Annotated in this window: 17 protein-coding genes and 1 tRNA gene; 10 read left to right on the top strand and 8 right to left on the bottom strand. The window is 69.7% G+C overall.

Annotation, left to right across the window (positions count from 1 at the left end):
• Positions 1 to 152: 152 nt before the first annotated feature.
• From ACFVV1_RS10590 to ACFVV1_RS10605, 4 genes are read left to right on the top strand one after another with little or no spacing between them, the layout of a single operon-like run.
• Positions 153 to 1601: a pyridoxal phosphate-dependent decarboxylase family protein gene (locus ACFVV1_RS10590; protein ID WP_389987606.1), complete on the top strand. Its 1449-nt coding sequence runs from the start codon at positions 153 to 155 to the stop codon at positions 1599 to 1601.
• On the top strand, positions 1585 to 2880 hold the full coding sequence (locus ACFVV1_RS10595) for a lysine N(6)-hydroxylase/L-ornithine N(5)-oxygenase family protein (protein ID WP_389987609.1): 1296 nt from the start codon (positions 1585 to 1587) through the stop codon (positions 2878 to 2880). Before ACFVV1_RS10590 ends, ACFVV1_RS10595 begins: the two co-directional genes overlap by 17 nt.
• The gene (locus ACFVV1_RS10600; RefSeq protein WP_389987612.1) at positions 2877 to 3422 is read left to right on the top strand and encodes a GNAT family N-acetyltransferase; all 546 of its coding nucleotides are present in this window, start codon (positions 2877 to 2879) and stop codon (positions 3420 to 3422) included. Before ACFVV1_RS10595 ends, ACFVV1_RS10600 begins: the two co-directional genes overlap by 4 nt.
• A complete protein-coding gene (locus ACFVV1_RS10605; RefSeq protein WP_389987614.1) occupies positions 3422 to 5200 on the top strand; it encodes an IucA/IucC family protein in 1779 nt (592 codons plus the stop codon). Before ACFVV1_RS10600 ends, ACFVV1_RS10605 begins: the two co-directional genes overlap by 1 nt.
• A 103-nt stretch (positions 5201 to 5303) precedes the next feature.
• Here the strand turns inward: ACFVV1_RS10605 and ACFVV1_RS10610 are convergent, their stop codons facing one another.
• Entirely contained in the window at positions 5304 to 6938 is a 1635-nt protein-coding gene (locus ACFVV1_RS10610; protein WP_389987617.1) for a beta-N-acetylhexosaminidase, read from the bottom strand.
• Positions 6939 to 7069: 131 nt separating this feature from the next.
• Here ACFVV1_RS10610 and ACFVV1_RS10615 point away from each other — a divergent pair, with 131 nt between their 5' ends.
• The 3 genes from ACFVV1_RS10615 (at position 7070) to glmS (ending at position 10288) form a co-directional block, all read left to right on the top strand.
• Positions 7070 to 8023 carry a DUF4429 domain-containing protein gene (locus ACFVV1_RS10615; protein WP_389987620.1) on the top strand — a complete coding sequence of 318 codons (954 nt, stop codon included), beginning with the start codon at positions 7070 to 7072 and terminating at the stop codon, positions 8021 to 8023.
• A gap of 116 nt (positions 8024 to 8139) precedes the next feature.
• Positions 8140 to 8415, top strand: coding sequence for a hypothetical protein (locus ACFVV1_RS10620; RefSeq protein ID WP_389987623.1), 276 nt, complete (start codon positions 8140 to 8142; stop codon positions 8413 to 8415).
• A gap of 43 nt (positions 8416 to 8458) precedes the next feature.
• Positions 8459 to 10288: a glutamine--fructose-6-phosphate transaminase (isomerizing) gene (gene glmS / locus ACFVV1_RS10625; RefSeq protein WP_389987626.1), complete on the top strand. Its 1830-nt coding sequence runs from the start codon at positions 8459 to 8461 to the stop codon at positions 10286 to 10288.
• Positions 10289 to 10458: 170 nt separating this feature from the next.
• Here the strand turns inward: glmS and ACFVV1_RS10630 are convergent, their stop codons facing one another.
• Both ACFVV1_RS10630 and ACFVV1_RS10635 read right to left on the bottom strand, forming a co-directional pair.
• A complete protein-coding gene (locus ACFVV1_RS10630) occupies positions 10459 to 11031 on the bottom strand; it encodes an acetate uptake transporter (protein WP_389987629.1) in 573 nt (190 codons plus the stop codon).
• 186 nt (positions 11032 to 11217) lie between these two features.
• Complete coding sequence (locus tag ACFVV1_RS10635) at positions 11218 to 11739, bottom strand: universal stress protein (RefSeq protein ID WP_384459413.1); 522 nt, start codon at positions 11737 to 11739, stop codon at positions 11218 to 11220.
• 930 nt (positions 11740 to 12669) lie between these two features.
• Between ACFVV1_RS10635 and ACFVV1_RS10640 the strand changes: the two genes are divergently transcribed.
• The 3 genes from ACFVV1_RS10640 to ACFVV1_RS10650 all read left to right on the top strand — a co-directional run bounded on the left by ACFVV1_RS10640 (position 12670) and on the right by ACFVV1_RS10650 (position 14717).
• Entirely contained in the window at positions 12670 to 13905 is a 1236-nt protein-coding gene (locus ACFVV1_RS10640) for a helix-turn-helix domain-containing protein (protein ID WP_389987632.1), read from the top strand.
• Positions 13906 to 13915: 10 nt separating this feature from the next.
• Positions 13916 to 14518, top strand: a complete 603-nt coding sequence (gene orn, locus ACFVV1_RS10645) for an oligoribonuclease (protein ID WP_389987635.1) — start codon at positions 13916 to 13918, stop codon at positions 14516 to 14518.
• A 126-nt stretch (positions 14519 to 14644) separates the two neighbouring features.
• A tRNA-His gene (locus ACFVV1_RS10650) sits at positions 14645 to 14717 on the top strand.
• Between the two features lie 80 nt (positions 14718 to 14797).
• Here the strand turns inward: ACFVV1_RS10650 and ACFVV1_RS10655 are convergent.
• The 5 genes from ACFVV1_RS10655 to ACFVV1_RS10675 all read right to left on the bottom strand — a co-directional run bounded on the left by ACFVV1_RS10655 (position 14798) and on the right by ACFVV1_RS10675 (position 21101).
• Positions 14798 to 15829: a LacI family DNA-binding transcriptional regulator gene (locus ACFVV1_RS10655; RefSeq protein WP_389987638.1), complete on the bottom strand. Its 1032-nt coding sequence runs from the start codon at positions 15827 to 15829 to the stop codon at positions 14798 to 14800.
• 265 nt (positions 15830 to 16094) lie between these two features.
• Entirely contained in the window at positions 16095 to 17558 is a 1464-nt protein-coding gene (locus ACFVV1_RS10660) for a GH1 family beta-glucosidase (protein WP_389987641.1), read from the bottom strand.
• A gap of 123 nt (positions 17559 to 17681) precedes the next feature.
• Positions 17682 to 18599 (bottom strand): carbohydrate ABC transporter permease, encoded by a 918-nt coding sequence (locus ACFVV1_RS10665; RefSeq protein ID WP_389987644.1) that lies wholly within the window; start codon positions 18597 to 18599, stop codon positions 17682 to 17684.
• Between the two features lie 15 nt (positions 18600 to 18614).
• Positions 18615 to 19613, bottom strand: coding sequence for a carbohydrate ABC transporter permease (locus ACFVV1_RS10670; protein WP_389987647.1), 999 nt, complete (start codon positions 19611 to 19613; stop codon positions 18615 to 18617).
• A 156-nt stretch (positions 19614 to 19769) separates the two neighbouring features.
• Positions 19770 to 21101: an ABC transporter substrate-binding protein gene (locus tag ACFVV1_RS10675; protein WP_389987650.1), complete on the bottom strand. Its 1332-nt coding sequence runs from the start codon at positions 21099 to 21101 to the stop codon at positions 19770 to 19772.
• Positions 21102 to 21871 lie beyond the last annotated feature (770 nt).

Here is a 21871-nt window from a genome sequence, read left to right on the forward strand (position 1 = left end):
CCGCACGCGCGAATCAGACAACCTTCGCACCTTCGGGGGCGAGGATTCGAGTCGAAGTTAGGTTAGGCTAACCTCACTTCGACATCGGGTCCTCGCCCCGCCTTCTGCCCTGAGGGCCGATGAAGTTTCCCCGCATCCGGGAGGACCCCTTCATGCGTTCGCACCTGCTCAACGGCACGACCGCGGAGCGCTACCGGCGCTCCGTGACCGCAGGAGTCGAACGGGTCGCAGCCAAACTCGCCACCACGGACCGGCCGTTCACCGGAGTCTGCGCCGACGAGCTCTCCCCCGTCGTCGACGCGATCGATCTGGACCGGCCGCTGGGCGACGCGTCCGCCGCCCTCGACGAGCTCGACCGCGTCTATCTCCGTGACGCCGTCTACTTCCACCACCCCCGCTATCTGGGCCACCTCAACTGCCCGGTCGTCATCCCCGCCGTCCTCGGCGAAGCCGTTCTCTCGGCCGTCAACTCCTCGCTGGACACCTGGGACCAGAGCGCCGGCGGCACCCTGATCGAGCGCCGGCTGATCGACTGGACCGCCGCCCGGATCGGGCTCGGACCGGCCGCGGACGGCATCTTCACCAGCGGCGGTACGCAGTCCAACCTCCAGGCCCTGCTGCTGGCCCGGGAAGAGGCCAAGACGCCTCCGCACCACTTCACCCAGCTGCGTGTCCTCACCTCCGAATGCAGCCACTTCAGCGTGCAGAAATCGGCGAAACTCCTCGGCCTCGGGCCGGACTCGGTCGTCCCCGTCCCCGTCGACCACGACAAGCGCATGCGGACCGTGGCACTGGCCCGCGCCCTGGAGCAGTGTGTCGCCGAGGGCGCCGTCCCGATGGCGGTCGTCGCCACGGCGGGCACCACCGACTTCGGCTCCATCGATCCGCTGCCCGAGATCGCCGCGATCTGCCGGCGGTTCTCCACCTGGCTGCACGTCGACGCCGCGTACGGCTGCGGTCTGCTGGCCTCCCTCGACCGCCGCCACCTCCTCGACGGCATCGAGCACGCCGACTCGGTCACCGTGGACTACCACAAGTCCTTCTTCCAGCCGGTGAGTTCGTCCGCCGTGCTGGTGCGCGACCGGGCCACGCTGCGCCATGCCACGTACCACGCCGAGTACCTCAACCCGCAGCGGATGGCCGCCGAACGCATCCCCAACCAGGTGGACAAGTCGCTGCAGACCACCCGCAGATTCGACGCCCTGAAACTGTGGATGACGCTGCGCGTCATGGGCGCGGACGGTATCGGCCGGCTCTTCGACGAGGTCTGCGACCTGGCCGCCGAGGGCTGGCGGCTGCTCGCCGCCGACCCGCGCTTCGACGTCGTCGTCGAACCCCGGCTGTCCACGCTGGTGTTCCGCTACGTCCCGTCCGGCATCACCGCGCCCACCGAGATCGACCGGGCCAATCTCCACGCCCGCAAGGCGCTCTTCGCCTCCGGAGAGGCCGTCGTCGCCGGTACGAAGGTCGACGGGCGCCAGTACCTGAAGTTCACCCTGCTCAACCCCGAAACAACCACGCAGGACATGGCCGCGGTACTCGACCTGATCTCCGGCCACGCCGAGCAGTACCTGGGAGACTCCCTTGACCGCGCTTCCTGAACCCCGCGGTCCGCGGGCCCCCCACGACTTCATCGGGATCGGGCTCGGCCCGTTCAATCTCGGGCTCGCCTGCCTGACCGAGCCGATCGACGAGCTGAACGGGGTGTTCCTGGAGTCGAAGCCGGACTTCGACTGGCACTCCGGGATGTTCCTCGAAGGGGCCCATCTCCAGACGCCGTTCATGTCGGACCTGGTCACGATGGCCGACCCGACCTCGCCCTACTCCTTCCTGAACTATCTGAAGGAACGCGGACGGCTGTACTCCTTCTACATCCGGGAGAACTTCTACCCGCTGCGGACCGAGTACAACGAATACTGCCGCTGGGCCGCCGCCAAGCTGAGCAGCGTCCGCTTCGACGAGACGGTCGAAGCGGTCACGTACGACGAGGGCGCCGCGCTCTACACCGTCCGTACCGCGGGCGGCGGCGTCCTCCGGGCCCCACGGCTCGTGCTGGGCACCGGCACTCCCCCGTACATCCCGGACGCCTGCCGGCAACTGGGCGGCGACCTGCTGCACAACTCCCGTTACCTGGACGGGAAAGCGGCCCTCCAGGCGAAGAGGTCCCTCACCCTCGTCGGCAGCGGACAGAGCGCGGCCGAGATCTACTACGACCTGCTCTCCGAGATCGATGTGCACGGCTACCAGTTGAACTGGGTGACGCGATCGCCGCGGTTCTTCCCGCTGGAGTACACCAAGCTGACGCTGGAGATGACCTCCCCGGAGTACGTCGACTACTTCCACGCCCTGCCCGAGGAGACCCGCTACCGGCTCGAATCCGGGCAGAAGGGCCTCTTCAAGGGCATCGACGGCGAGCTGATCGACGCGATCTTCGACCTGCTCTACCAGAAGAACCTGCCCGGCCCCGTCCCGACCCGGCTCCTCACCAACTCCTCGCTGACCAGCGCCCGTTACGAGGAGAGCAGTGGTACGTACACGCTGGGGCTGCACCAGGACGAACAGGGCAAGGACTACACCCTCACCACCGAGGGCCTGATCCTCGCCACCGGTTACCGGTACACCGCGCCCGCCTTTCTGGAGCCGATCGCCGACCGGCTGCGTCACGACGGCCGGGGACGCTTCGACGTGGCCCGCAACTACTCCATCGACACCACCGGACACGGCGTCTTCCTACAGAACGCGGGCACGCACACCCACTCGGTCACCTCGCCCGACCTGGGCATGGGTGCCTACCGCAACGCGTACATCATCGGCGAGCTGCTCGGCCGTGAGTACTACCCCGTCGAGAAGTCCACCGCCTTCCAGGAGTTCGCCGTATGACCGCCGACCTCGGCACCTTCACCATCCGTCCGCTGGACGCCCTCGCCGACGCCGAGCTGGTGCACGGCTGGGTCACCCACCCCAAGGCCGCCTTCTGGCTGATGGGCGACGCGAGACTCCAGGACGTCGAGCGGGAGTACCTGGCGATCGCCGCCCACCCGCACCACGACGCCTTCATCGGTCTGCACGACGGGGAGCCCGCCTTCCTGATGGAGCGGTACGACCCCGCCGAGGCCGAGCTCAAGGGGCTGTACGAGGCCGAGCCCGGCGACCTCGGGATGCACTTCCTGGTCGCCCCGGCCGGCACCCCGCTGCACGGCTTCACGCTCGCCGTGATCACCACCGTGCTGGAGGCGCTGTTCGCCGACCCGTCCGTACGCCGGGTCGTCGTCGAACCCGATGTACGCAACAGCGCGGTGCACGCGCTCAACAAGGCGGTCGGCTTCGAGGTGCTGGGCGAGATAGCCAAACCGGAGAAGAACGCCCTGCTCAGCGCCTGCACACGGGAACAGTTCGCCGCAGCGACCGGGGGTAGTGCCTGATGTCCGCCACCATCGACAGCATTGCCCACCTCACCCCCGAGCGCTGGGCCACCGCCAACCGGCTGCTGATCCGCAAGGCGCTCGCCGAGTTCAGCCACGAGCGGCTGCTGGTCCCGGCGCCGCTCGGGGACGACCGCTACTCGGTGCGCGGCGACGACGCGTCGACCGAGTACCGCTTCACCGCACGCCTCTTCGCCCTCGACCACTGGCAGGTCGAGGCCGACTCGATCACCCGGCACCGGCACGGTTCCGAACTCCCGTTGGACGCGGCCGAGTTCTTCGTCGAGCTGCGCTCCACGCTCGGCCTCTCGGCGGAGATCCTGCCCGTCTACCTGGAGGAGATCTCCGCCACGCTGGCCGGTACCGCGTTCAAGCTGACGAAGCCGCCCGTCACCTCCGCCGAGCTGGTCCGGGCCGGGTTCCAGGCGATCGAGACCGGCATGACCGAGGGCCACCCCTGCTTCGTCGCCAACAACGGGCGGCTCGGCTTCGGCGTGGACGAGTACCGGGCGTACGCCCCCGAGGCCGCGTCCGGGATCCGGCTGGTCTGGCTCGCCGCCCGCCGCGACCGCGCCACCTTCACCGCGGGCGCCGGGCTCGACTACGAGGCCCTGATGGAAGGCGAGTTGGGCGAGGAGACCCGGACCCGGTTCGCGGCCACGATGAGCGGACTCGGGCTCGACCTCGACGACTACCTGCTGATCCCCGTCCACCCCTGGCAGTGGTGGAACAAGCTGGCGGTCACCTTCGCCGGGGAGCTCGCGAAGCGGCATCTGGTCTGCCTCGGCGAGGGCGAGGACACGTACCTCGCGCAGCAGTCCATCCGCACCTTCTTCAATACCAGTACCCCGGACCGGCATTACGTCAAAACGGCGCTGTCCGTCCTCAACATGGGCTTCATGCGCGGTCTCTCCGCCGCGTACATGGAGGCCACCCCGGCGATCAACGACTGGCTGGCCGGGCTGATCGAGCGCGACGAGGTGCTGCGCGCGGCCCGCTTCTCGATCATCCGGGAGCGGGCGGCCGTCGGCTACCACCACCGGACGTACGAGACGGCCACCGCCAAGGGCTCCCCGTACCTGAAGATGCTCGCGGCGCTGTGGCGGGAGAGTCCCGTCCCGGGTCTCGCCCCCGGCGAGCGGGTCGCGACCATGGCCTCGCTGCTCCACACCGACCACGAGGGCGGCTCCGTCGCCGCGGCGCTGATCGCCGAGTCGGGGCTGGACCCCGCGGTGTGGCTGCGTCACTACCTGGACGCGTACCTGGTGCCGGTGCTGCACAGCTTCTACGCGTACGGCCTGGTGTTCATGCCGCACGGCGAGAACGTCATCCTCGTCGTCGAGGACGGGGTCGTACGGCGCACGGTCTTCAAGGACATCGCCGAGGAGATCGCCGTCATGGACCCGGACGCGGTGCTGCCGCCGCGGGTCGAGCGGATCCGGGCCGAGGTCCCCGAGGACATGAAGCTGCTCTCCGTCCTCACCGATGTCTTCGACTGCTTCCTGCGCTTCCTGGGCGCGGGGCTGGCGAGCGAGGACGTCCTCGCTGAAGAGACGTTCTGGCGGACGGTCGCGGACTGTGTCACCGGGTACCAGGACTCGGTGCCGTACCTCTCCGGGAAGTTCGAGCAGTACGACATGTTCACGGAGGAGTTCGCGCTGTCCTGTCTGAACCGGCTGCAGCTGCGGAACAACGAGCAGATGGTCGATCTCACCGATCCGTCGGGGGCGCTGCAGCTGGTCGGCACGCTGAGGAACCCGATCGCGGGGCGGGCCTGAGGCCGGGGCCGTCCCGCGACCGGGAACGCGGGCGGTCGCAGGGCGGCCCCGTCCGGGACGGCCCCGGTCCGGGGCGGCCCCGGTCCGGGGCGGCCCCGTCAGCTCACTCCGCGGCCCAGGGAACCTGCGGCGCGCGGTAGTAGTTGATGCCGAGCGCGGAGAACCTCGGCCCCTGCGCGCCGAGCCGCACCTTGTACGCGTCCCAGTCGTGCGTGGCCGCGGGCGACCACCCGAGCTCCGCCACGCCCGGCAGCCTCGGGAACGCCATCTGCTCGATCTCGTCGCTGTTGGTCAGGGTCTCCGACCAGAGCGGCGCCTCGATGCCGAGGATGGAGCCCTCCGGGGCGCCGTCCAGGTACGCCGCCGGGTTCCAGTCGTAACTGCGCTGGACGGAGACGTAACCGGCCCAGGCCAGGCCCAGTTCGGTGTCCTTGTCGTACTTCATGTCGAGGTAGCTCCGGTCGGCCGGGGACAGCACCAGCTTCGTGCCGTTCACGGCGGCGTCCGCCACCTGCTTGCGCTCGGCCGCGCCCGTCCGGTCGTAACCCCAGTACTGGGCGACCGCGCCCTCGACCGGTGTGGCCCCGGTCAGCTGGTGCCAGCCGATCACGGTCTTGCCGTACTTGGCGACGACGGCCTGTGCCTTGTTCATGAAGGTCACATAGTCCGCGTGGCTGGTGGAGTGCGCCTCGTCGCCGCCGATGTGGAGGTACGTGCCGGGGGTGAGCGCGGCCAGCTCACGGACCACGTCGTCGACGAAGTCGTACGTGATGGCCTTCGGGACGCAGAGCGAGCTGAAGCCGACGCCGGTGCCGGTGTAGAGCGGCGGCGCGACGCCGTCGCAGTTCAGCTCCGCGTACGAGGCGAGCGCCGCGTTGGTGTGGCCGGGCATGTCGATCTCCGGCACGACCTCCAGATAGCGGGAGGAGGCGTAGCGGACGATCTCCTTGTAGTCGTTCTTCGTGTAGTAGCCGCCGGCGCCCCCGCCGACCTCCGTCTGCCCGCCGTACGTGGCGAGACGCGGCCAGGAGTCGATGGCGATCCGCCAGCCCTGGTCGTCGGAGAGATGCAGGTGGAGCTTGTTCATCTTGTAGAGGGCGAGCTGGTCGATGTAGCGCTTGACCTCGGTGACGGAGAAGAAGTGCCGGGAGACGTCCAGCATGGCGCTGCGGTACGCGTAGCGGGGCGTGTCCTTGACCGTGCCGCCCGCGACCTCCCACGGGCCCTCCTGGCGGCCGTTCTTCTCCACATCCGCCGGGAGCAGCTGGCGGAGCGTCTGGACGCCGTGGAAGAGCCCTGCCGGGGCGCGCGCGGTGATGGTGACGGAGCCGGGGCTCGACTTCAGGGTGTAGCCCTCGGCGCCGGATCCGCTGTCGTGGGCGTCGAGCCGGAGCCGGATGCCGTCACCGCCGCGGCCGGTGACCGGCAGGGCGTAGCCGGTGGACGGGCGGAGCACGCCGGCCAGGTAGTCGCCGACCTGCCGGGCCTCGCGGGAGCCGTCCTCGACACGGATCCTGGTGTTCGCGGTGATGCTGTACGGGGGGCCGCCGGGCTTCGCCTCGGCGGGGGCGGGAAGTATCTGCCCGAGCGGGCGGGGCGAGGGGGCGGCGGACGGGCCGCGGCTCGCCGCATTGCCGTCCGGTGCCGCGCCGACGCCGGCGATACCGGCCGCTGTGACGAGCAGCAGCGAGCCGAGCAGACGGGGAAGGGCGGTGCGCTGTGTCCTGTGCAGTCTCACAAGCCGGGTCCCTTTCGACGGGTTCACACCTGTGGAATCTCCTGACCGAACCATCACCATGCGTATCGCCTGTCTCACACATGGTCAAGGTGTAGACCACTTCCCCTTGTGCGGCTGAGAGAATCTGCCTCATGGCGGAAATAATCCAGCGCGACGGGACGTGGACCTTCGACGGCGAGACGGTGCGGGTCGTGCCGGGCCGGGGGAAGGGCATCCATCCGCTGCGGCAGGAGTTGGGTGAGTGTGCCGTCCCGCTCCGGGCGCTGTCGGGCATCGCCTTCGAACCGGACCGCAAGGGCGGCCGGCTGCGACTGCGGCTGCGCGAGGGCGCCTGCCCGGTCCTGCGCGCCGCGAACGGACGGCTCAAGGACGCCTCGGATCCGTACCGGCTGGCCGTGGAAAAGGACCGCAGCGGCGTAGCGGAGTACTTCGTCGAGGAAGTGCGCAGCGCGCTGCTGATCGAGCAGGTGCCCGCCGGGCCGGTGGACGGCTTCCTGCTGCCGGGGCCCGCGGTGCCGGTCGCCGGGGGCGGCGGGGACGGCACGGCCTCGTTCGACGGGAAGGTCGTCCGCCTCACCTGGAACTGGAAGGCCAAGGAGGTCAAGACCTCGGGCGGTCCGGTCGACTTCCCGGTGTCGGAGGTGACCGCGGTGCACTGGCTGCCCGCCATCGGCCTGGAGAACGGGCATCTGCGCTTCGTAAGGGACACGGGGCCGGCGTCGGCTCCGGTACCGGCGGCCGAGTACGACCCGTATTCGCTGGATCTGTGGGGGCTGTCCAAGAAGGAGTACACGGCGGCACTGGTCGCGGCGGCGGTGCTGGTCCGGCTGCCGGGCGCGGCGGCGCGGACAGGGGCAGGAACCGGGACAGCGGGAACCGGGACCGGGGCGGGCACGGGGGCCGGGGCGGGCACGGAGGCCGGGGGCGTCGTCGAGGGCGCCCCGGCAGAGATCGCACCGCCGCCCGCCGACGACCACGACGTGCTGCTGCGCCGGCTGCGGGAGCTCGGGGAGCTGCGCCAGGCGGGGATTCTCACCGACGACGAGTTCACCGCCGCCAAGCAGGCCGTCCTGAAGCGTCTGTAGGCGCACCCGGACCGGTGACCTCATCCGGGCCCGTCCGAGAGCCTCATCACACACACTCTTGCCCGATATCGGGCAGAATTCTTGCGTAAGCGTCCCATCCACAGCAATATCAACGAGTGCTCGAACGCCGCCCGTCGCATGACGACCTCATCGATCACCTGGTGCGCAGCACCGCGCTCCAGCGCGGCGAAGCCGCCCGGGTGGTCCTTGACGTGCTGGCGTACTTCGACGAGACGACCGATGAATTCGTCCGCCGCCGCCACCGCGAACTGCAGTCCGGGGGCCTGGTGAACACGGAGATCTTCGAGCGGATCGCGGCCGAACTGCCGCACCGGGCAGTCGCGCCGCCGGAGCTTTCGCTCCGCCAGCTGCGCCGCATCGTCTACGGCTGAGCAACGGGCACCACAGGTACATCGATGGAGGGGCAGAGACTTTATGTGCGGAATCGTCGGATATATCGGGAAGCGTGATGTGGCTCCGCTGCTGCTGGAAGGGCTGCAGCGGCTGGAGTACCGGGGTTACGACTCCGCGGGCATCGTCATCACCGGCAAGGCGTCGGCAGGGAAGCCCGCCGCCCTGAAGATGGTCAAGGCGAAGGGCCGGGTCCGCGAGCTGGAGGCCCGCGTTCCCAAGCGTTTCACCGGCACCACCGGTATCGCCCACACCCGCTGGGCCACCCACGGCGCCCCGAGCGACGAGAACGCGCACCCGCACCTGGACGCCGACAACAAGGTCGCCGTCGTCCACAACGGCATCATCGACAACGCCTCCGAGCTCCGTGCGAAGCTCGTCGCCGACGGTGTCGAGTTCCTCTCCGAGACCGACACCGAGGTGCTGGTCCACCTGATCGCCCGCGCCCAGGCCGAAACCCTGGAGGAGAAGGTCCGCGAGGCGCTGCGCTCGGTCGAGGGCACGTACGGCATCGCCGTCCTGCACGCCGACTTCAACGACCGCATCGTGGTCGCCCGCAACGGCTCCCCGGTCGTCCTCGGCATCGGCGAGAAGGAGATGTTCGTCGCCTCCGACGTCGCCGCGCTGGTCGCCCACACCCGCCAGGTCGTCACCCTGGACGACGGCGAGATGGCCACCCTCAAGGCCGACGACTTCCGTACGTACACGACGGAGGGCTCGTCCACGACGGCCACGCCGACCACCGTCGAGTGGGAGGCCGAGTCGTACGACATGGGCGGCCACGACACGTACATGCACAAGGAGATCTCCGAGCAGGCCGACGCCGTCGACCGGGTGCTGCGCGGCCGGATCGACGACCGGTTCGCCACCGTGCACCTGGGCGGTCTCAACCTGGACGCCCGCGAGGCGCGCGGGGTGCGCCGGATCAAGATCCTGGGCTGCGGCACCTCGTACCACGCGGGCCAGATCGGCGCGCAGCTGATCGAGGAGCTGGCCCGCATCCCCGCGGACGCCGAGCCCGCCTCCGAGTTCCGCTACCGCAACCCGGTCGTCGACCCGGACACCCTGTACGTCGCGGTCTCCCAGTCCGGTGAGACGTACGACGTGCTGGCCGCCGTCCAGGAGCTCAAGCGCAAGGGCGCCCGGGTGCTCGGTGTCGTCAACGTGGTGGGTTCCGCGATCGCCCGGGAGGCCGACGGCGGTACGTACGTCCACGCCGGCCCCGAGGTCTGTGTCGTCTCCACCAAGTGCTTCACCAACACGGTCGTCGCGTTCGCGCTGCTCGCCCTGCACCTGGGCCGGATCCGGGACCTGTCGGTCGCCGACGGCAAGCGGATCATCGAGGGGCTGCGCAGGCTGCCCGCCCAGATCAGCGAGATCCTGGCGAACGAGGACGAGATCAAGAAGATGGCGGCGGAGTACGCGGACGCCAAGTCGATGATGTTCATCGGCCGGGTGCGCGGTTATCCCGTCGCCCGTGAGGCCTCGCTGAAGCTCAAGGAGGTCTCGTACATCCACGCGGAGGCGTACCCCGCCTCCGAGTTGAAGCACGGGCCGCTGGCGCTGATCGAGCCCGCGATGCCGACGGTGGCGATCGTGCCGGACGACGATCTGCTGGAGAAGAACCGCGCCGCGATGGAGGAGATCAAGGCCCGCAGCGGCCGTATCCTCGCCGTCGCCCACCAGGTGCAGGAGAAGGCCGACCACACCATCGTCGTGCCGAAGAACGAGAACGAGCTGGACCCGATCCTGATGGGCATCCCGCTCCAGCTCTTCGCGTACCACACGGCCCTGGCCATGGGCCGCGACATCGACAAGCCCCGCAACCTGGCGAAGTCCGTCACCGTCGAGTAGTCCCGGTCCGGCAGAGCGGCCCCGTACCCACCGCCACCGTGGGTACGGGGCCGCTCCCGTGCGGGCCGGCGCCTCTTCCCCTTGCCGCACCGGCCCGGTTGCTGCCTCGGAGGGTGCTGGAGATCTTGGCCGGATCAGCCGGCAGCCCGGCCAAGATCTTCAGTGCCCGACTAGCCGGTGGCCGTCGCCCCTCGGCCGGCGGCGCGGCCCGGCAGCGCCGTGGGCCAGTCGGCCAGGGCCGCCGTGGCCCCGTACCAGGCGGCGAGGCCGGACACTGCGGCGAACCAGCCGCCCGCCTTCGCCAGGCTCCCGCTGTCCGCGAACTGCCCGACGCCCAGGAGCAGAAGCGCCAGGAACAGCAGTCCGTACGTCCCCTGGGCGAGCAGACCGCCACCGGCCGCGCCGAGGGTCAGGCTGAGCGCGAACAGGGCCCAGAGCAGCAGGAACAGCCCTGCCGCATGGCTGGAGACGTGTGCGCCGGCGCCGGTGCCCCAGGTGAACCAGAAGGCGCCGAGCCCGGCGAAGGCCGTGCCGGTGAAGCCGCTGCCCGCACGGAACTCCAGGAGTCCGGCGACGAACAGGGCGATACCGCCGACATAGAGCGCGAGCGAGACGGCGTCGGCCGCCGTCACACCGTCCACGACCCCGGTGTGACCGATTCCGAACGCCAACAGGGTGAGTCCCAGGGCGAGATGGCCGAGGGTAGCGGTGCTGGTGCTTCCCGCAGAGACGTCATTGTCCACGGCGGGCTCCCTTCACATGCAGTGGTCCTGCTTCCCAGTGACCTTTATGTACCCTTCACAAGCGCACAATCCACCTCTGCGCGCCAATGGATTGCCGGTTTCCACAGTCGAGTTGACGCCACGTCGGCTGCGAGGGCCCGCTGCCGTGACAGGGGTGACGACAGGGGCCTTCGGGACGGGGAACGCTCAGGGAATGACGACGACCGGGCGCTGCGCGCGGCGCGCGAGACGCCCCGCCACCGAGCCGAAGATGCGGCCGACGATGCCGTGCGTGGAGCCGACGACGATGGCGTCGGCCGAGTACTCCCGGCCGACCTCCTCCAGCTCGTGGCAGATGTCCCCGCCGCGCTCGACGAGCACCCAGGGAACCTCGGTGAGGTAGTCCGCGCAGGCGAGCTCCAGGCCGAGCACCTCGGTGCGGTGATCGGGCACATCGACGAAGACGGGCGGCTCGCAGCCTGCCCAGACGGTGGTCGGCAGCCGATTGGCGACGTGGACGATGATCAGGCCCGAACCCGATCTTCGGGCCATGCCGATGGCGTATGCGAGGGCGCGCTCACTGGAGGTCGAGCCGTCGAAGCCGACCACGACCCCATGCCGGAAGGCGGGATCGCAGGAATGACGCGTTTCTTCGGCCGCCTGCGGGCCCGACATGGGGTCGGCTACCTGCTTGCGGTCGGCGGGTTCGGGGATTTCGTGACCGGCCATCGGTGTCTCGGCGAAGAGAGTCCTCGTGAGGAGAGCGACGTGGGGAAGGTGCGTCAGCGGGCGGTGTTGCGGTGTCCGGGAATCATCTTCCCAACCCCTTACCCCCAAGGGTACGGCGCCACTCCTCCACTGCCCAGACCCGCGCAAAGCGCGCGCGACGTTTCACGGAGCATGCCCGAGGCGGACCCGTATGGCAATGCCGGTTGCGCTGTACATCGACGCCGCGGGGCGGGACGGCTCCGACGGGTGACCGGCCGTGCCGTATCCGTAACCCCCTCCGCCCGGTCGGGCACCGCCGCACCCCCGGAAGGATCACCGCTCACCCATCGGTCGCCGGCCCGGCGATCCGCTCCCCGGGAGTCACGCCGCGTCCACCCCGGCCCGTCCGCCCCGTCCGGGCCCCTTCACGGCCAACGGACCGATACCGGCCCGCCGGTCGGGATCCGACTGCCGCCGCGGGCGTCGCATCATTCCGTACGATCGGCCGTCCGACCTGCCCAGGGGGCGCAAAGAAGCGACCTTCATCAGGGTTGTGCGCCGGTTCACTGACCGAATCACGTATGCACAACCATCTATTTTCAGCCAACTTCACACCCCTGTCGCTTCCTTGCCGAAATGGCCGATCAACCCCCTTGCCACCAGGCAGGAAGAGACCGCGCGGTACGCTTCCACCCGACAGGGACGGGCCATCAAGGCGAGGCGCACTTCCCTGCACGGCCGCCGAGTGAAACCCTTCGTGATCGAATGCTTCCCGCCAAGTTGCCTTGTCGACATAACGCCGGTTGGTGAACTTGTCACGCCGGCACCACGGGACGCAGTAGATTCGATCTTGGGTAGACGGGGGTCTCATGCAGGACCGAGGGGAAACGTGCAGGAGCGACAGGCCCGTAAGGACCAGGGAGACGTGAACACCGAGGGGGGCTTAGCGTCATGAGCCAGGACTCCGCCGCCGCAACGGAGGCTGTACGGAAGCTCAGTGGACGACGACGACGAGAAGTCGTCGCCGTGCTGCTGTTCAGCGGCGGCCCCATCTTCGAGAGCTCGATCCCGCTCTCCGTGTTCGGAATCGACCGCCAGGACGCGGGAGTTCCGCGCTACCGACTCCTCGTCTGCGGCGGGGAAGAGGGACCGCTGCGGACCACCGGGGGACTCGAACTCACCGCGCCCTACGGGCTGGAGGCGATCAGCAGGGCCGGCACCGTCGTGGTGCCTGCCTGGCGTTCGATCACCTCCCCGCCGCCCGCGGAGGCACTGGACGCGCTGCGCCGCGCCCATGAAGAGGGGGCCCGCATCGTCGGGCTGTGCACCGGGGCGTTCGTACTCGCCGCCGCCGGTCTGCTGGACGGCCGCCCGGCCACCACGCACTGGATGTACGCACCGACGCTGGCCAAGCGCTATCCGTCGGTCCACGTCGATCCGCGCGAGCTCTTCGTCGACGACGGCGATGTGCTCACCTCCGCCGGAACAGCGGCCGGGATCGACCTCTGTCTGCACATAGTCCGCACGGACCACGGCACGGAGGCCGCCGGGGCACTGGCCCGCCGGCTCGTCGTGCCGCCGCGGCGCAGTGGCGGTCAGGAGCGCTACCTCGACAGGTCTTTACCGGAAGAGATCGGCTCCGACCCGCTCGCCGAGGTCGTGGCCTGGGCGCTGGAGCATCTCCACGAGCAGTTCGACGTGGAGACGCTGGCCGCGCGCGCCTACATGAGCAGGCGGACCTTCGACCGCAGGTTCCGCTCGCTCACCGGCAGCGCACCGCTCCAGTGGCTGATCACCCAGCGCGTGCTGCAGGCGCAGCGGCTGCTGGAGACGTCCGAGTACTCGGTCGACGAGGTCGCGGGCCGCTGCGGCTTCCGCTCGCCGGTCGCGCTGCGCGGGCACTTCCGGCGCCAGCTGGGCTCCTCCCCCGCCGCGTACCGGGCCGCCTACCGGGCCCGTCGCCCGCAGAGCGGCGGCACGGAGGTCCTCGCGCCGGCGATCGAGCCGATCGTGCCCGCCCAGGGCACCTCGGCGGGCCGGCGGGCCACGCCCGCGGCCGCCCAGCCGGGTCCGCACGCCGTCACGTCGGCGACGGTCGGGGCGGGGCAGCCGGAGCACGGGAAACCGGGCCCCGACCTGTACGCCGCCGGGCGCCCGACCCTCCCGGGTCAACGGAGTGCCCCGTAGGCTGGGGACCATGAACGACCGCATGGTGTGGATCGACTGCGAGATGACCGGGCTCTCGTTGACGGAAGACGCACTCATCGAGGTGGCCGCACTGGTCACCGACTCGGAGTTGAACGTGCTCGGCGAAGGGGTGGACATCGTGATCCGCCCGCCGGACGCGGCCCTGGAGACGATGCCCGAGGTGGTGCGCCAGATGCACACCGCCTCGGGCCTCCTCGACGAGCTGGCCGGGGGCACCACCCTGGCCGACGCCGAGGCCCAGGTGCTGGCCTACGTCCGCGAGCACGTGAAGGAGCCCGGCAGGGCCCCGCTCTGCGGAAACTCGGTCTCCACCGACCGCGGCTTCCTGGCGCGGGACATGTCGGCCCTGGAGACCTACCTCCACTACCGGATCGTCGACGTGTCCTCGATCAAGGAGCTGGCGCGCCGCTGGTACCCGAAGGCGTACTTCAACAGTCCGGCCAAGAACGGCAACCACCGGGCGCTCGCGGACATCCGTGACTCCATCACGGAGCTGCGCTACTACCGCGAGGCGATCTTCGTGCCGCAGCCCGGGCCGGACTCGGAGCACGCCAGGACGATCGCGGCACGGGTCGCGCCGCCCACGCCGTAGGAGTCCGCGAAGCCGCTGGTCATAGGCCTTTCGGGCGCTGGGATCAGCGGCTGAACAACTGGGGCGCGAGCACCCGCTCGGACCCTGTACACTTTTTCTCGGCCGGTCGGAAAAAGACCGGGCATGGTGGGTATAGCTCAGATGGTAGAGCACCTGGTTGTGGTCCAGGATGTCGCGGGTTCGAGTCCCGTTACTCACCCTGAAGGGAAAGGCCCCGGTCGATGACCGGGGCCTTTCCCGTATCTGAGCCTCCCTCACCGGGCGGCCGTGTGACGGTCGTCACGAGGAGTCGCGGACGATCAGTTCCGTGGGGAGCACGATCTGCGGATGCTCCTGGTTCTCGCCCGCGATCTCCTGGAGCAGTACGCGGGCCATCGTGCGGCCCATCTCCTCGATCGGCTGGCGCACGCTGGTGAGCGGCGGGTCCATGTGCCGGGCCACGGCCGAGTCGTCGAAGCCGATGAGGGCCACATCGTCCGGGATACGCCGGCCCGCCTCACGGAGCACCTGGCGGGCCCCCGCGGCCATGACGTCGGAGGCGGCGAAGACCGCGTCGACATCGGGGCGGCGGGCGAGCAGATCGCGCATGGCCTGCCCGCCGCCCTCCTCGGTGAAGTCGGCAGGGGCGATCAGCTGCTCGTCCGGTCCCAGGCCGGCCGCGGAGACCGCCTTGCGGTAGCCGTCGAGTCGGCGCCGCGCCCCGTAGACGTCGAGGCGCCCGGTGATCGTCGCGATGGAGCGGCGGCCCCGGGAGATCAGGTGGTCGACGGCGGCACGGGCGCCCTCGAAGTTGTCGGAGTCGACCGAGGCGAGCGGTTCGGCGGCGGACCTGCGGCCGCTCATCACGGCCGGCATGCCGAGCTGCTCCAGCAGGTCGGGCAGCGGATCGTCGGCGTGGACGGAGACCAGCAGCACGCCGTCGACGCGGTGCGCGGTCAGATACTGCGCCAGCCGCCGGCGCTCGCGGTCGCTGCCGACGAGGGTCAGCAGCAGCTGCATGTCGGTGTCGGCGAGCGCCGCGCCGACACCCCGGACGATGTCGGAGAAGTACGGCTCGGCAAAGAAACGGGTCTCCGGCTCGGGCACGACCAGGGCTATGGCGTCGGTACGGTTCCCGGCGAGCGCGCGGGCCGCACGATTGGGCACGTATCCCAGTTCGGCGACGGCCGCCTCCACCGCCTCCCTGGTGTGCGCGCTGACCCGCGGGGATCCGTTGATGACCCGCGAGGCCGTGCCCCGCCCCACCCCCGCCCGTGCCGCGACCTCTTCGAGCGTGGGCCGGCCCCCGCTCCGTACTCGCGCTGCCGTCATGGCTGCCTCCCGTTCGCGGTCAATTTCTCACAGTCGGATAACCGAACCAAGTCCCGGTGGGGGAATCCCTTGCCGCTCGCCCGGGACCGGCGGCCTCGGCACTTCCGTAACATGGGAGCGCTCCCATACTACGTGGGCGCCGGTCCGGGGTTCCGTGGGCCCGGGGACGGGCGGAAAGGACGGAGACCCGGCCGCCGGGCGGCCGGGTCTCCGGGGTCGTACGGTCCGTACGGGGTCGGGCGGGGCGGTACGGAGTCTTACGGGGTCAGGCGAGGTCGGCGGCCGGGGGCAGTGCGTGGCGGCGGATGACGTCGGCGTACCAGCGGGCACTCGCCTTGGGGATGCGGCGCTGGGTGGCGTAGTCGACGTAGACGGCACCGAACCGCTTCGAGTACCCGTACGCCCACTCGAAATTGTCCATCAGGGACCACAGGAAGTAGCCGCGGACGTCCGCGCCGTCGGCCACGGCCCGCTGTACGGCGTCGAGGTGGCCGCGCAGGTACTCGATCCGCTCGGGGTCCTCCACCAGGCCCTCGGGCGAGACGTAGTCGTCGAAGGCCGCGCCGTTCTCGGTGACCATCAGCGGCAGGCCCGGGTGGTCCCGGGAGACGTCGATGAGCAGGTTGTACAGCCCGTCGGGGTCGATCGCCCAGTTCATCGCGGTGCGCTTCCTGCCCTCGGCGAGGTGGAAGGCTACGTGCTCGGAGCCGGGCCACGGGGAGTGGTCGCTGTTGCCGTGGCCGTCGTCGCGCGAGTCGCCGGAACCGTCCGCGGGCGTGGAGACCAGCGTCGGCGTGTAGTAGTTGACGCCCAGGACGTCGACCGGACGGGAAATGGCGGCCAGGTCGCCGTCCTGGACCAGCTTCGACCAGTCCACCAGGTGCGAGGTGTCGGCGATCAGGTCCTCGGGGTACGCGCCGCGCAGCATCGGGCCGGTGAAGACCCGGTTGCCCACCGCGTCGATCCGGCGGGCGGCGTCCGCGTCGGCCGCGCTGCCGGTCAGCGGGCGGACCTGGTGGAGATTGAGGGTGACCGAGGTCTGCGCGGCAGCGGGGAGTTGGCTGCGCAGAACCTCGATCGCCCGGCCATGGGCGAGGTTGAGGTGGTGGGCGGCCCGCAGCGCGGCGGCCGGCTCGGTGCGGCCGGGGGCGTGCACGCCGGAGCCGTAACCGAGGAAGGCCGAGCACCACGGCTCGTTGAAGGTCGTCCAGGTGCTGACCCGGTCGCCGAGGCCGTCGGCCATGATGGCGGCGTAGTCGGCGAAGCGCTCGGCGGTCACCCGCTGGGGCCAGCCGCCGGCGTCCTCCAGCTCCTGGGGCAGGTCCCAGTGGTAGAGGGTGGCGACGGGTGCGATGCCCGCTTCGAGGAGTTCGTCGACGAGCCTGCGGTAGAAGTCCAGTCCGCGTTCGACAGCGGGGCCGCGCCCGGTGGGCTGCACCCGGGACCAGGACACGGAGAAACGGTAGGCCTTCAGGCCGAGCCGCTTCATCAGCGCCACGTCGTCGCGGTAGCGGTGGTAGTGGTCGGCGGCGATGTCCCCGGTGTCACCGTTGCGGACCTTGCCCGGAGTGCGGCTGAAGGTGTCCCAGATGGAAGGGGTGCGGCCGTCCTCGGCCGCGGCTCCCTCGACCTGGTAGGCGGCGGTGGCCGCCCCCCAGACGAAACCGGTGGGAAAGTCCGTTGCCTCGGGCGCCTGCTTCGGGGCGATGTCGGGTCGTACAGCAGTCATGCGGGAGCGCTCCCAGGGGTGGACGAACAGGGGCAGGCAAGGGGTGGGGCTCTGGGGCCCGTACGGCCCGCGGTCAGGGAAGCAGGCCGTACGGGTGCCCGGGGAACGGCGGGTGACGCGCGGTCACCCCTTGACGGCGCCGGACATGATCCCGCCGACGATCTGCTTGCCGAAGATCACGAAGACCACGAGCAGCGGCAGGGTGCTGATCAGCGCACCGGCCATCACGATGCTCTGGTCGGGGGTGTAGGAGGCACTCAGCTGGCCGAGGGCCACCTGGAGCGTGGGGTTCTGCTGGTTGAGGGCGAGGTAGGGCCAGAAGAAGTCGTTCCAGGCCTGTACGAAGGTCAGCATCCCCAGCACCATCATCGCGGGGCGGGCCACCGGGAGCACCACGCTCCGCACGATGCGGAAGTTGTTCGCGCCGTCGATCTTGGCGGCCTCGATGAGTTCGTAGGGCAGCGCCTCGGTGAGGTACTGCCGCATGAAGAACACCCCGAACGCGCTCACCAGGGTCGGGAAGATCACCGACTCCAGCTTTCCGCCCCAGCCGATGTCGGACATCATCATGAACAGCGGGACGACGCTGAGCTGCGGCGGGATCGTGAGCGTGGCGATGACTCCGGTCATCAGCGCGCCGCGGCCGGTGAAGCGCATCTTGGCGAAGGCGTAGCCGGCCAGGGTGCAGAAGAAGAGCGTCGCCGCCGTGATGCAGCAGGAGACGATGACACTGTTGACGATCGCCTTGCCGAGGTGCGCCTGGTTCCAGGCCGCGTCGAGGTTGTGCAGCAGCCGGCCGCCCGGCAGGAACGGCGGCGTGGTGGCGAGCACTTCGTCCTGGGTGTGGGACGCGGCCACGAGCGTCCAGTAGAGCGGCAGGAGCGAGCCGATGCCGACGACGGCCAGGGCGATGTAGGCGAACGGGCCGCCCTGCAACTGCTTGCCCGCGCCCGGCCTGAAGCGGGACGGGCGCCGCGCCGCCCGGTGGGGCGTGCTCGGTCGGCCGAGTTCCGGGGCTTTGATGGGGCTGGTCATGGTCATGGAATTCGCTCCCGGTCAGACCGCGGATGTGCGTACGAAGCGGCCGATGAGCCAGTTGACCGCGGCGATGATCAGCAGGAGGGCGAGCATCGCCCAGGCCACTGCGGCGGCCGGACCGAGGTGCCCCAGATTCCAGCCGTAGTTGTAGAGGTAGACGCTGAGCGTCTCGTACTGATTCTCGTTGCCGCCGGTGGCTCCGAGCGTGCCGCCCTCCAGCAGCAGCGGCTCACCGAACAGCTGCATGGAGCCGATGGTCGAGATGACGATCGTGAAGAGGATCGTGGGCCGCAGCGAGGGGATGGTCACCTTGCGGAACTGCTGCCAGCGCGACGCGCCGTCCAGTGACGCGGCCTCGTACAGATCGGCCGGCACGGCCTGCATGGCGGCCAGGTAGATCAGGGTGTTGTAGCCCGTCCAGCGCCAGATCACGATGACGGAGATCGCGATCTTCGAAGTCCAGTGGCCATTGGCCCAGTTGGTGTCGCCGAGGCCGATGAAGTGCAGCACCCAGTTCAGCAGGCCGCCGTCGGCCCGGAAGACCAGGGCGAAGACGAGGGCCGCGGAGGCCACGGAGGTGGCGTACGGGGTGAGGACGACCGTCCGCCAGAAGGTGCTGGCGCGCAGCCGGTAGTTCAGCAGGTGGGCCAGGCCGAGCGCGACCAGCAGCTGCGGGACGGTCGACATGACCCCGATCAGGAAGGTGTTGCTGAGGGCCGTCCAGAACTCGGAGTCGTGCAGGATCCTGTCGAAGTTGTCCCAGCCGACCCACTCCATCCGGTCCAGGCCGGTCATCTCCACCCGGTGCAGGGCGATCCATCCGGTGTACAGCAGCGGATAGAGCCCGAAGGCGCCGAAGACGAGGAAGAACGGGGCTATGTAGGCGTACGGCGATGCCTTGTCGTCGAACCGCCACAGCCGACTCCGCCAGGTCTGCCGACGGGACCGGGCCGGTGTCTGCGGGGAACCGCCGGGTGGCGGGGCGTATGCGTCCCGGGTGGGATTCGAGGTGGCCACGGGCGGGAGTCCTTCCCTGAGTTGCTGAGTTGCCCTGTACGAGGGGGTGCGCGGGTACGGCGCCGAGGTGGTCGTCCGCGCACTGCCGGTGCGGGCGGCTCCTGGACACGCGTGCCGGTGCGGGCGGCTCCTGGGGCCCGCCCGCACCGGCGACGGTCAGCCGATCGCCTTGTCGATCGCGTTGGTCGCCGCCTTCCACGCGTCGTCAGGGCTCGTGCCGCGCTGCTCCATGTTGGTGATCTGGGTGGAGATGGTGTCCTTGATGACGCCGTCCTTCGCGCCGAGGACCGCCTCGGGGATGGACTTGGCCTCGTCGGCGTAGATCTGGCCGATCGGCGCGTCGTTGAAGTACGGGAGCTTCGCGTTCTTCACGTCCGGCAGGTCGTACGCGCCCTTGTTGGACGGGAAGACACCGATCGCCTTGAACACCGCGGCCTGCTGCTCGGGCGCGGTCAGCCACTTCACCAGCTGGCCGGCTTCCTCCACGTTCTTGCCCGACTTGGGCACGGCGAGGAAGGAGCCGCCCCAGTTGGCGGCGGTCGAACCGGGCGCGGTGGTGATGTCCCACTTGCCCTTGTTGCCCTCACCGGCGTTGGTCGAGATCTGACCGGCCATCCAGGCGGGGCAGGCCACGGTGGCGATGGTGCCCTTGCGCAGCGCGGGAACCCAGGTGTTGGTGTCGAACTGGGCGAGGCCCTGGGAGAGCTTCTTGGACGCGACCTCGGCGGCGAGGTTCCAGCCCTGCTGGACGCTGGGGCTGTCCTTGTAGATCGGCTTGCCGCTCTCGTCGTAGTACTGCTTGGCGTTCGAGCTCACGACGGCGTTGAACATGGCGCTGGCGGAGTCCATGAAGTACGTGCCGTTCGGCGCGTTCTTCTTGTACTCCTCGCCGAGCTTGATGTAGTCCTCCCAGCCGCCCGCGATCTTCTTCGCGACTTCCGCGCGGTCGGTGGGCAGACCGGCCTTCTTGAAGAGGTCGGTGTTGTAACAGAGGGACATCGGGCCGATGTCGGTGCCCGCGCCGATCACCTGACCGCCGGACGTGGTGGCCTGCTTCTCCTTCCAGGACACCCACTCGTTGACGTCGATCACCTTGCCGAGGTCGGCGAACTGGTCCGCCTTGGTGTCGACGATCTCCTTGATCCGGCCGACCTCGATGCCCTGGATGTCGGCGAGGCCGCTGCCCGAGTTCAGCTGCTGGAGCAGCTTGGGGTAGTAGACCTTCTCGTCCGCGGTGGTGTCTTCCTTGACCGTGATGTTCGGGTGCAGCTCGTGGTACTTGGCGAAGAGGCCGGCTTCCTTGTAGCCGAACTGCCCGAAGTCGGCAACGGTCAGCGTGATCTTCCCGTTCGCGTCGGTGCCCGTGCTGTCCGATGAGTCCGAGTCGCTGCTGCAGCCGGTCAGCAACAGGGCCGAGGCTGTCAGGCCCGTGGTGGCCAGAACCACGGCTCTGCGGCTCCGGCCGGCGACGGTGCGGGTGATGCGCATTCCACTACTCCTTGTTCCAGGGTGGGACTGGCGTTCTGACTGCGCGGCATACGCGCTGGTGAGTGCGGGTGCCGGGTGGTTCAGGGGGGAGGACACGGGCAGTGCCGTTCGAGCGGGAAGCCCCCGCACGATGTGGGAGCGCTCCCATGCGTCGATGCCGGAAGGTTCCTGCCTTTGAGGGGTGGGTGTCAAGAGTTGAAGGCGCTTCCGTTGCCCGAGTGTGTCCTGCAAGTCACGAGACCGTGTCCCGCCGAAGTCTTGCCATAACCCGCGGGCGCCGGCCGGGGAATCGGCCGCGGGGTCAGGCCATTTCGGGAATGCGCAGGTCAAGGACGTGTCGAACGAGGGCCGTCGGGGCGGACTTTCGGAACCGCTGCGGCGGGATCCGCATTTCCGCCCGCCTCCGGGCGCGGGCCGCGTGATCCCCGGTTCACGCCCGGCCGCCCGCCGGAAGGTGAACGGGGTGTCGTGCGGTGGGGGTGGCCGGGGGCGTATTCGCGTTCTTTCCCCGAAGCCGGGGCCGGGGCGGGGCAGCGGGGTGGCGGCAGGGAGCGGCGGGGCGGGGGCGGTTCAGACGGTCCCCAGTGGTCGGGACCGGTCTCGCCGGCCGATCCGGACGAGCTGGACCACGTGAAGATCGGCCGCCATCTGCTCCGGCCGGGTGTGGGGGACGTCGGAAAGTGGCCGATCGCTGCCGACTCCGGCGACATCACCAAGGCGTACTTCCAGGATCCGAAGACGCACCGATGTCGTACAGGGCGTCGTGAACC

Source organism: Streptomyces sp. NPDC058092 (genome assembly GCF_042884935.1).
In the GTDB taxonomy this organism is placed as follows: Bacteria; Actinomycetota; Actinomycetes; order Streptomycetales; family Streptomycetaceae; genus Streptomyces.

Excerpts from the sequence above, each read along its gene's own strand:
- ACFVV1_RS10635 (WP_384459413.1), bottom strand. The coding sequence starts at position 11,739 with ATGGCCGGTCACGAAATCCCCGAACCCGCCGACCGCAAGCAGGTAGCC.
- ACFVV1_RS10660 (WP_389987641.1), bottom strand. The coding sequence starts at position 17,558 with ATGACTGCTGTACGACCCGACATCGCCCCGAAGCAGGCGCCCGAGGCA.
- orn (WP_389987635.1), top strand. The coding sequence starts at position 13,916 with ATGAACGACCGCATGGTGTGGATCGACTGCGAGATGACCGGGCTCTCG.
- ACFVV1_RS10655 (WP_389987638.1), bottom strand. The coding sequence starts at position 15,829 with ATGACGGCAGCGCGAGTACGGAGCGGGGGCCGGCCCACGCTCGAAGAG.
- ACFVV1_RS10600 (WP_389987612.1), top strand. The coding sequence starts at position 2,877 with ATGACCGCCGACCTCGGCACCTTCACCATCCGTCCGCTGGACGCCCTC.
- ACFVV1_RS10615 (WP_389987620.1), top strand. The coding sequence starts at position 7,070 with ATGGCGGAAATAATCCAGCGCGACGGGACGTGGACCTTCGACGGCGAG.
- ACFVV1_RS10665 (WP_389987644.1), bottom strand. The coding sequence starts at position 18,599 with ATGACCATGACCAGCCCCATCAAAGCCCCGGAACTCGGCCGACCGAGC.
- ACFVV1_RS10590 (WP_389987606.1), top strand. The coding sequence starts at position 153 with ATGCGTTCGCACCTGCTCAACGGCACGACCGCGGAGCGCTACCGGCGC.
- ACFVV1_RS10605 (WP_389987614.1), top strand. The coding sequence starts at position 3,422 with ATGTCCGCCACCATCGACAGCATTGCCCACCTCACCCCCGAGCGCTGG.
- glmS (WP_389987626.1), top strand. The coding sequence starts at position 8,459 with ATGTGCGGAATCGTCGGATATATCGGGAAGCGTGATGTGGCTCCGCTG.
- ACFVV1_RS10675 (WP_389987650.1), bottom strand. The coding sequence starts at position 21,101 with ATGCGCATCACCCGCACCGTCGCCGGCCGGAGCCGCAGAGCCGTGGTT.
- ACFVV1_RS10640 (WP_389987632.1), top strand. The coding sequence starts at position 12,670 with ATGAGCCAGGACTCCGCCGCCGCAACGGAGGCTGTACGGAAGCTCAGT.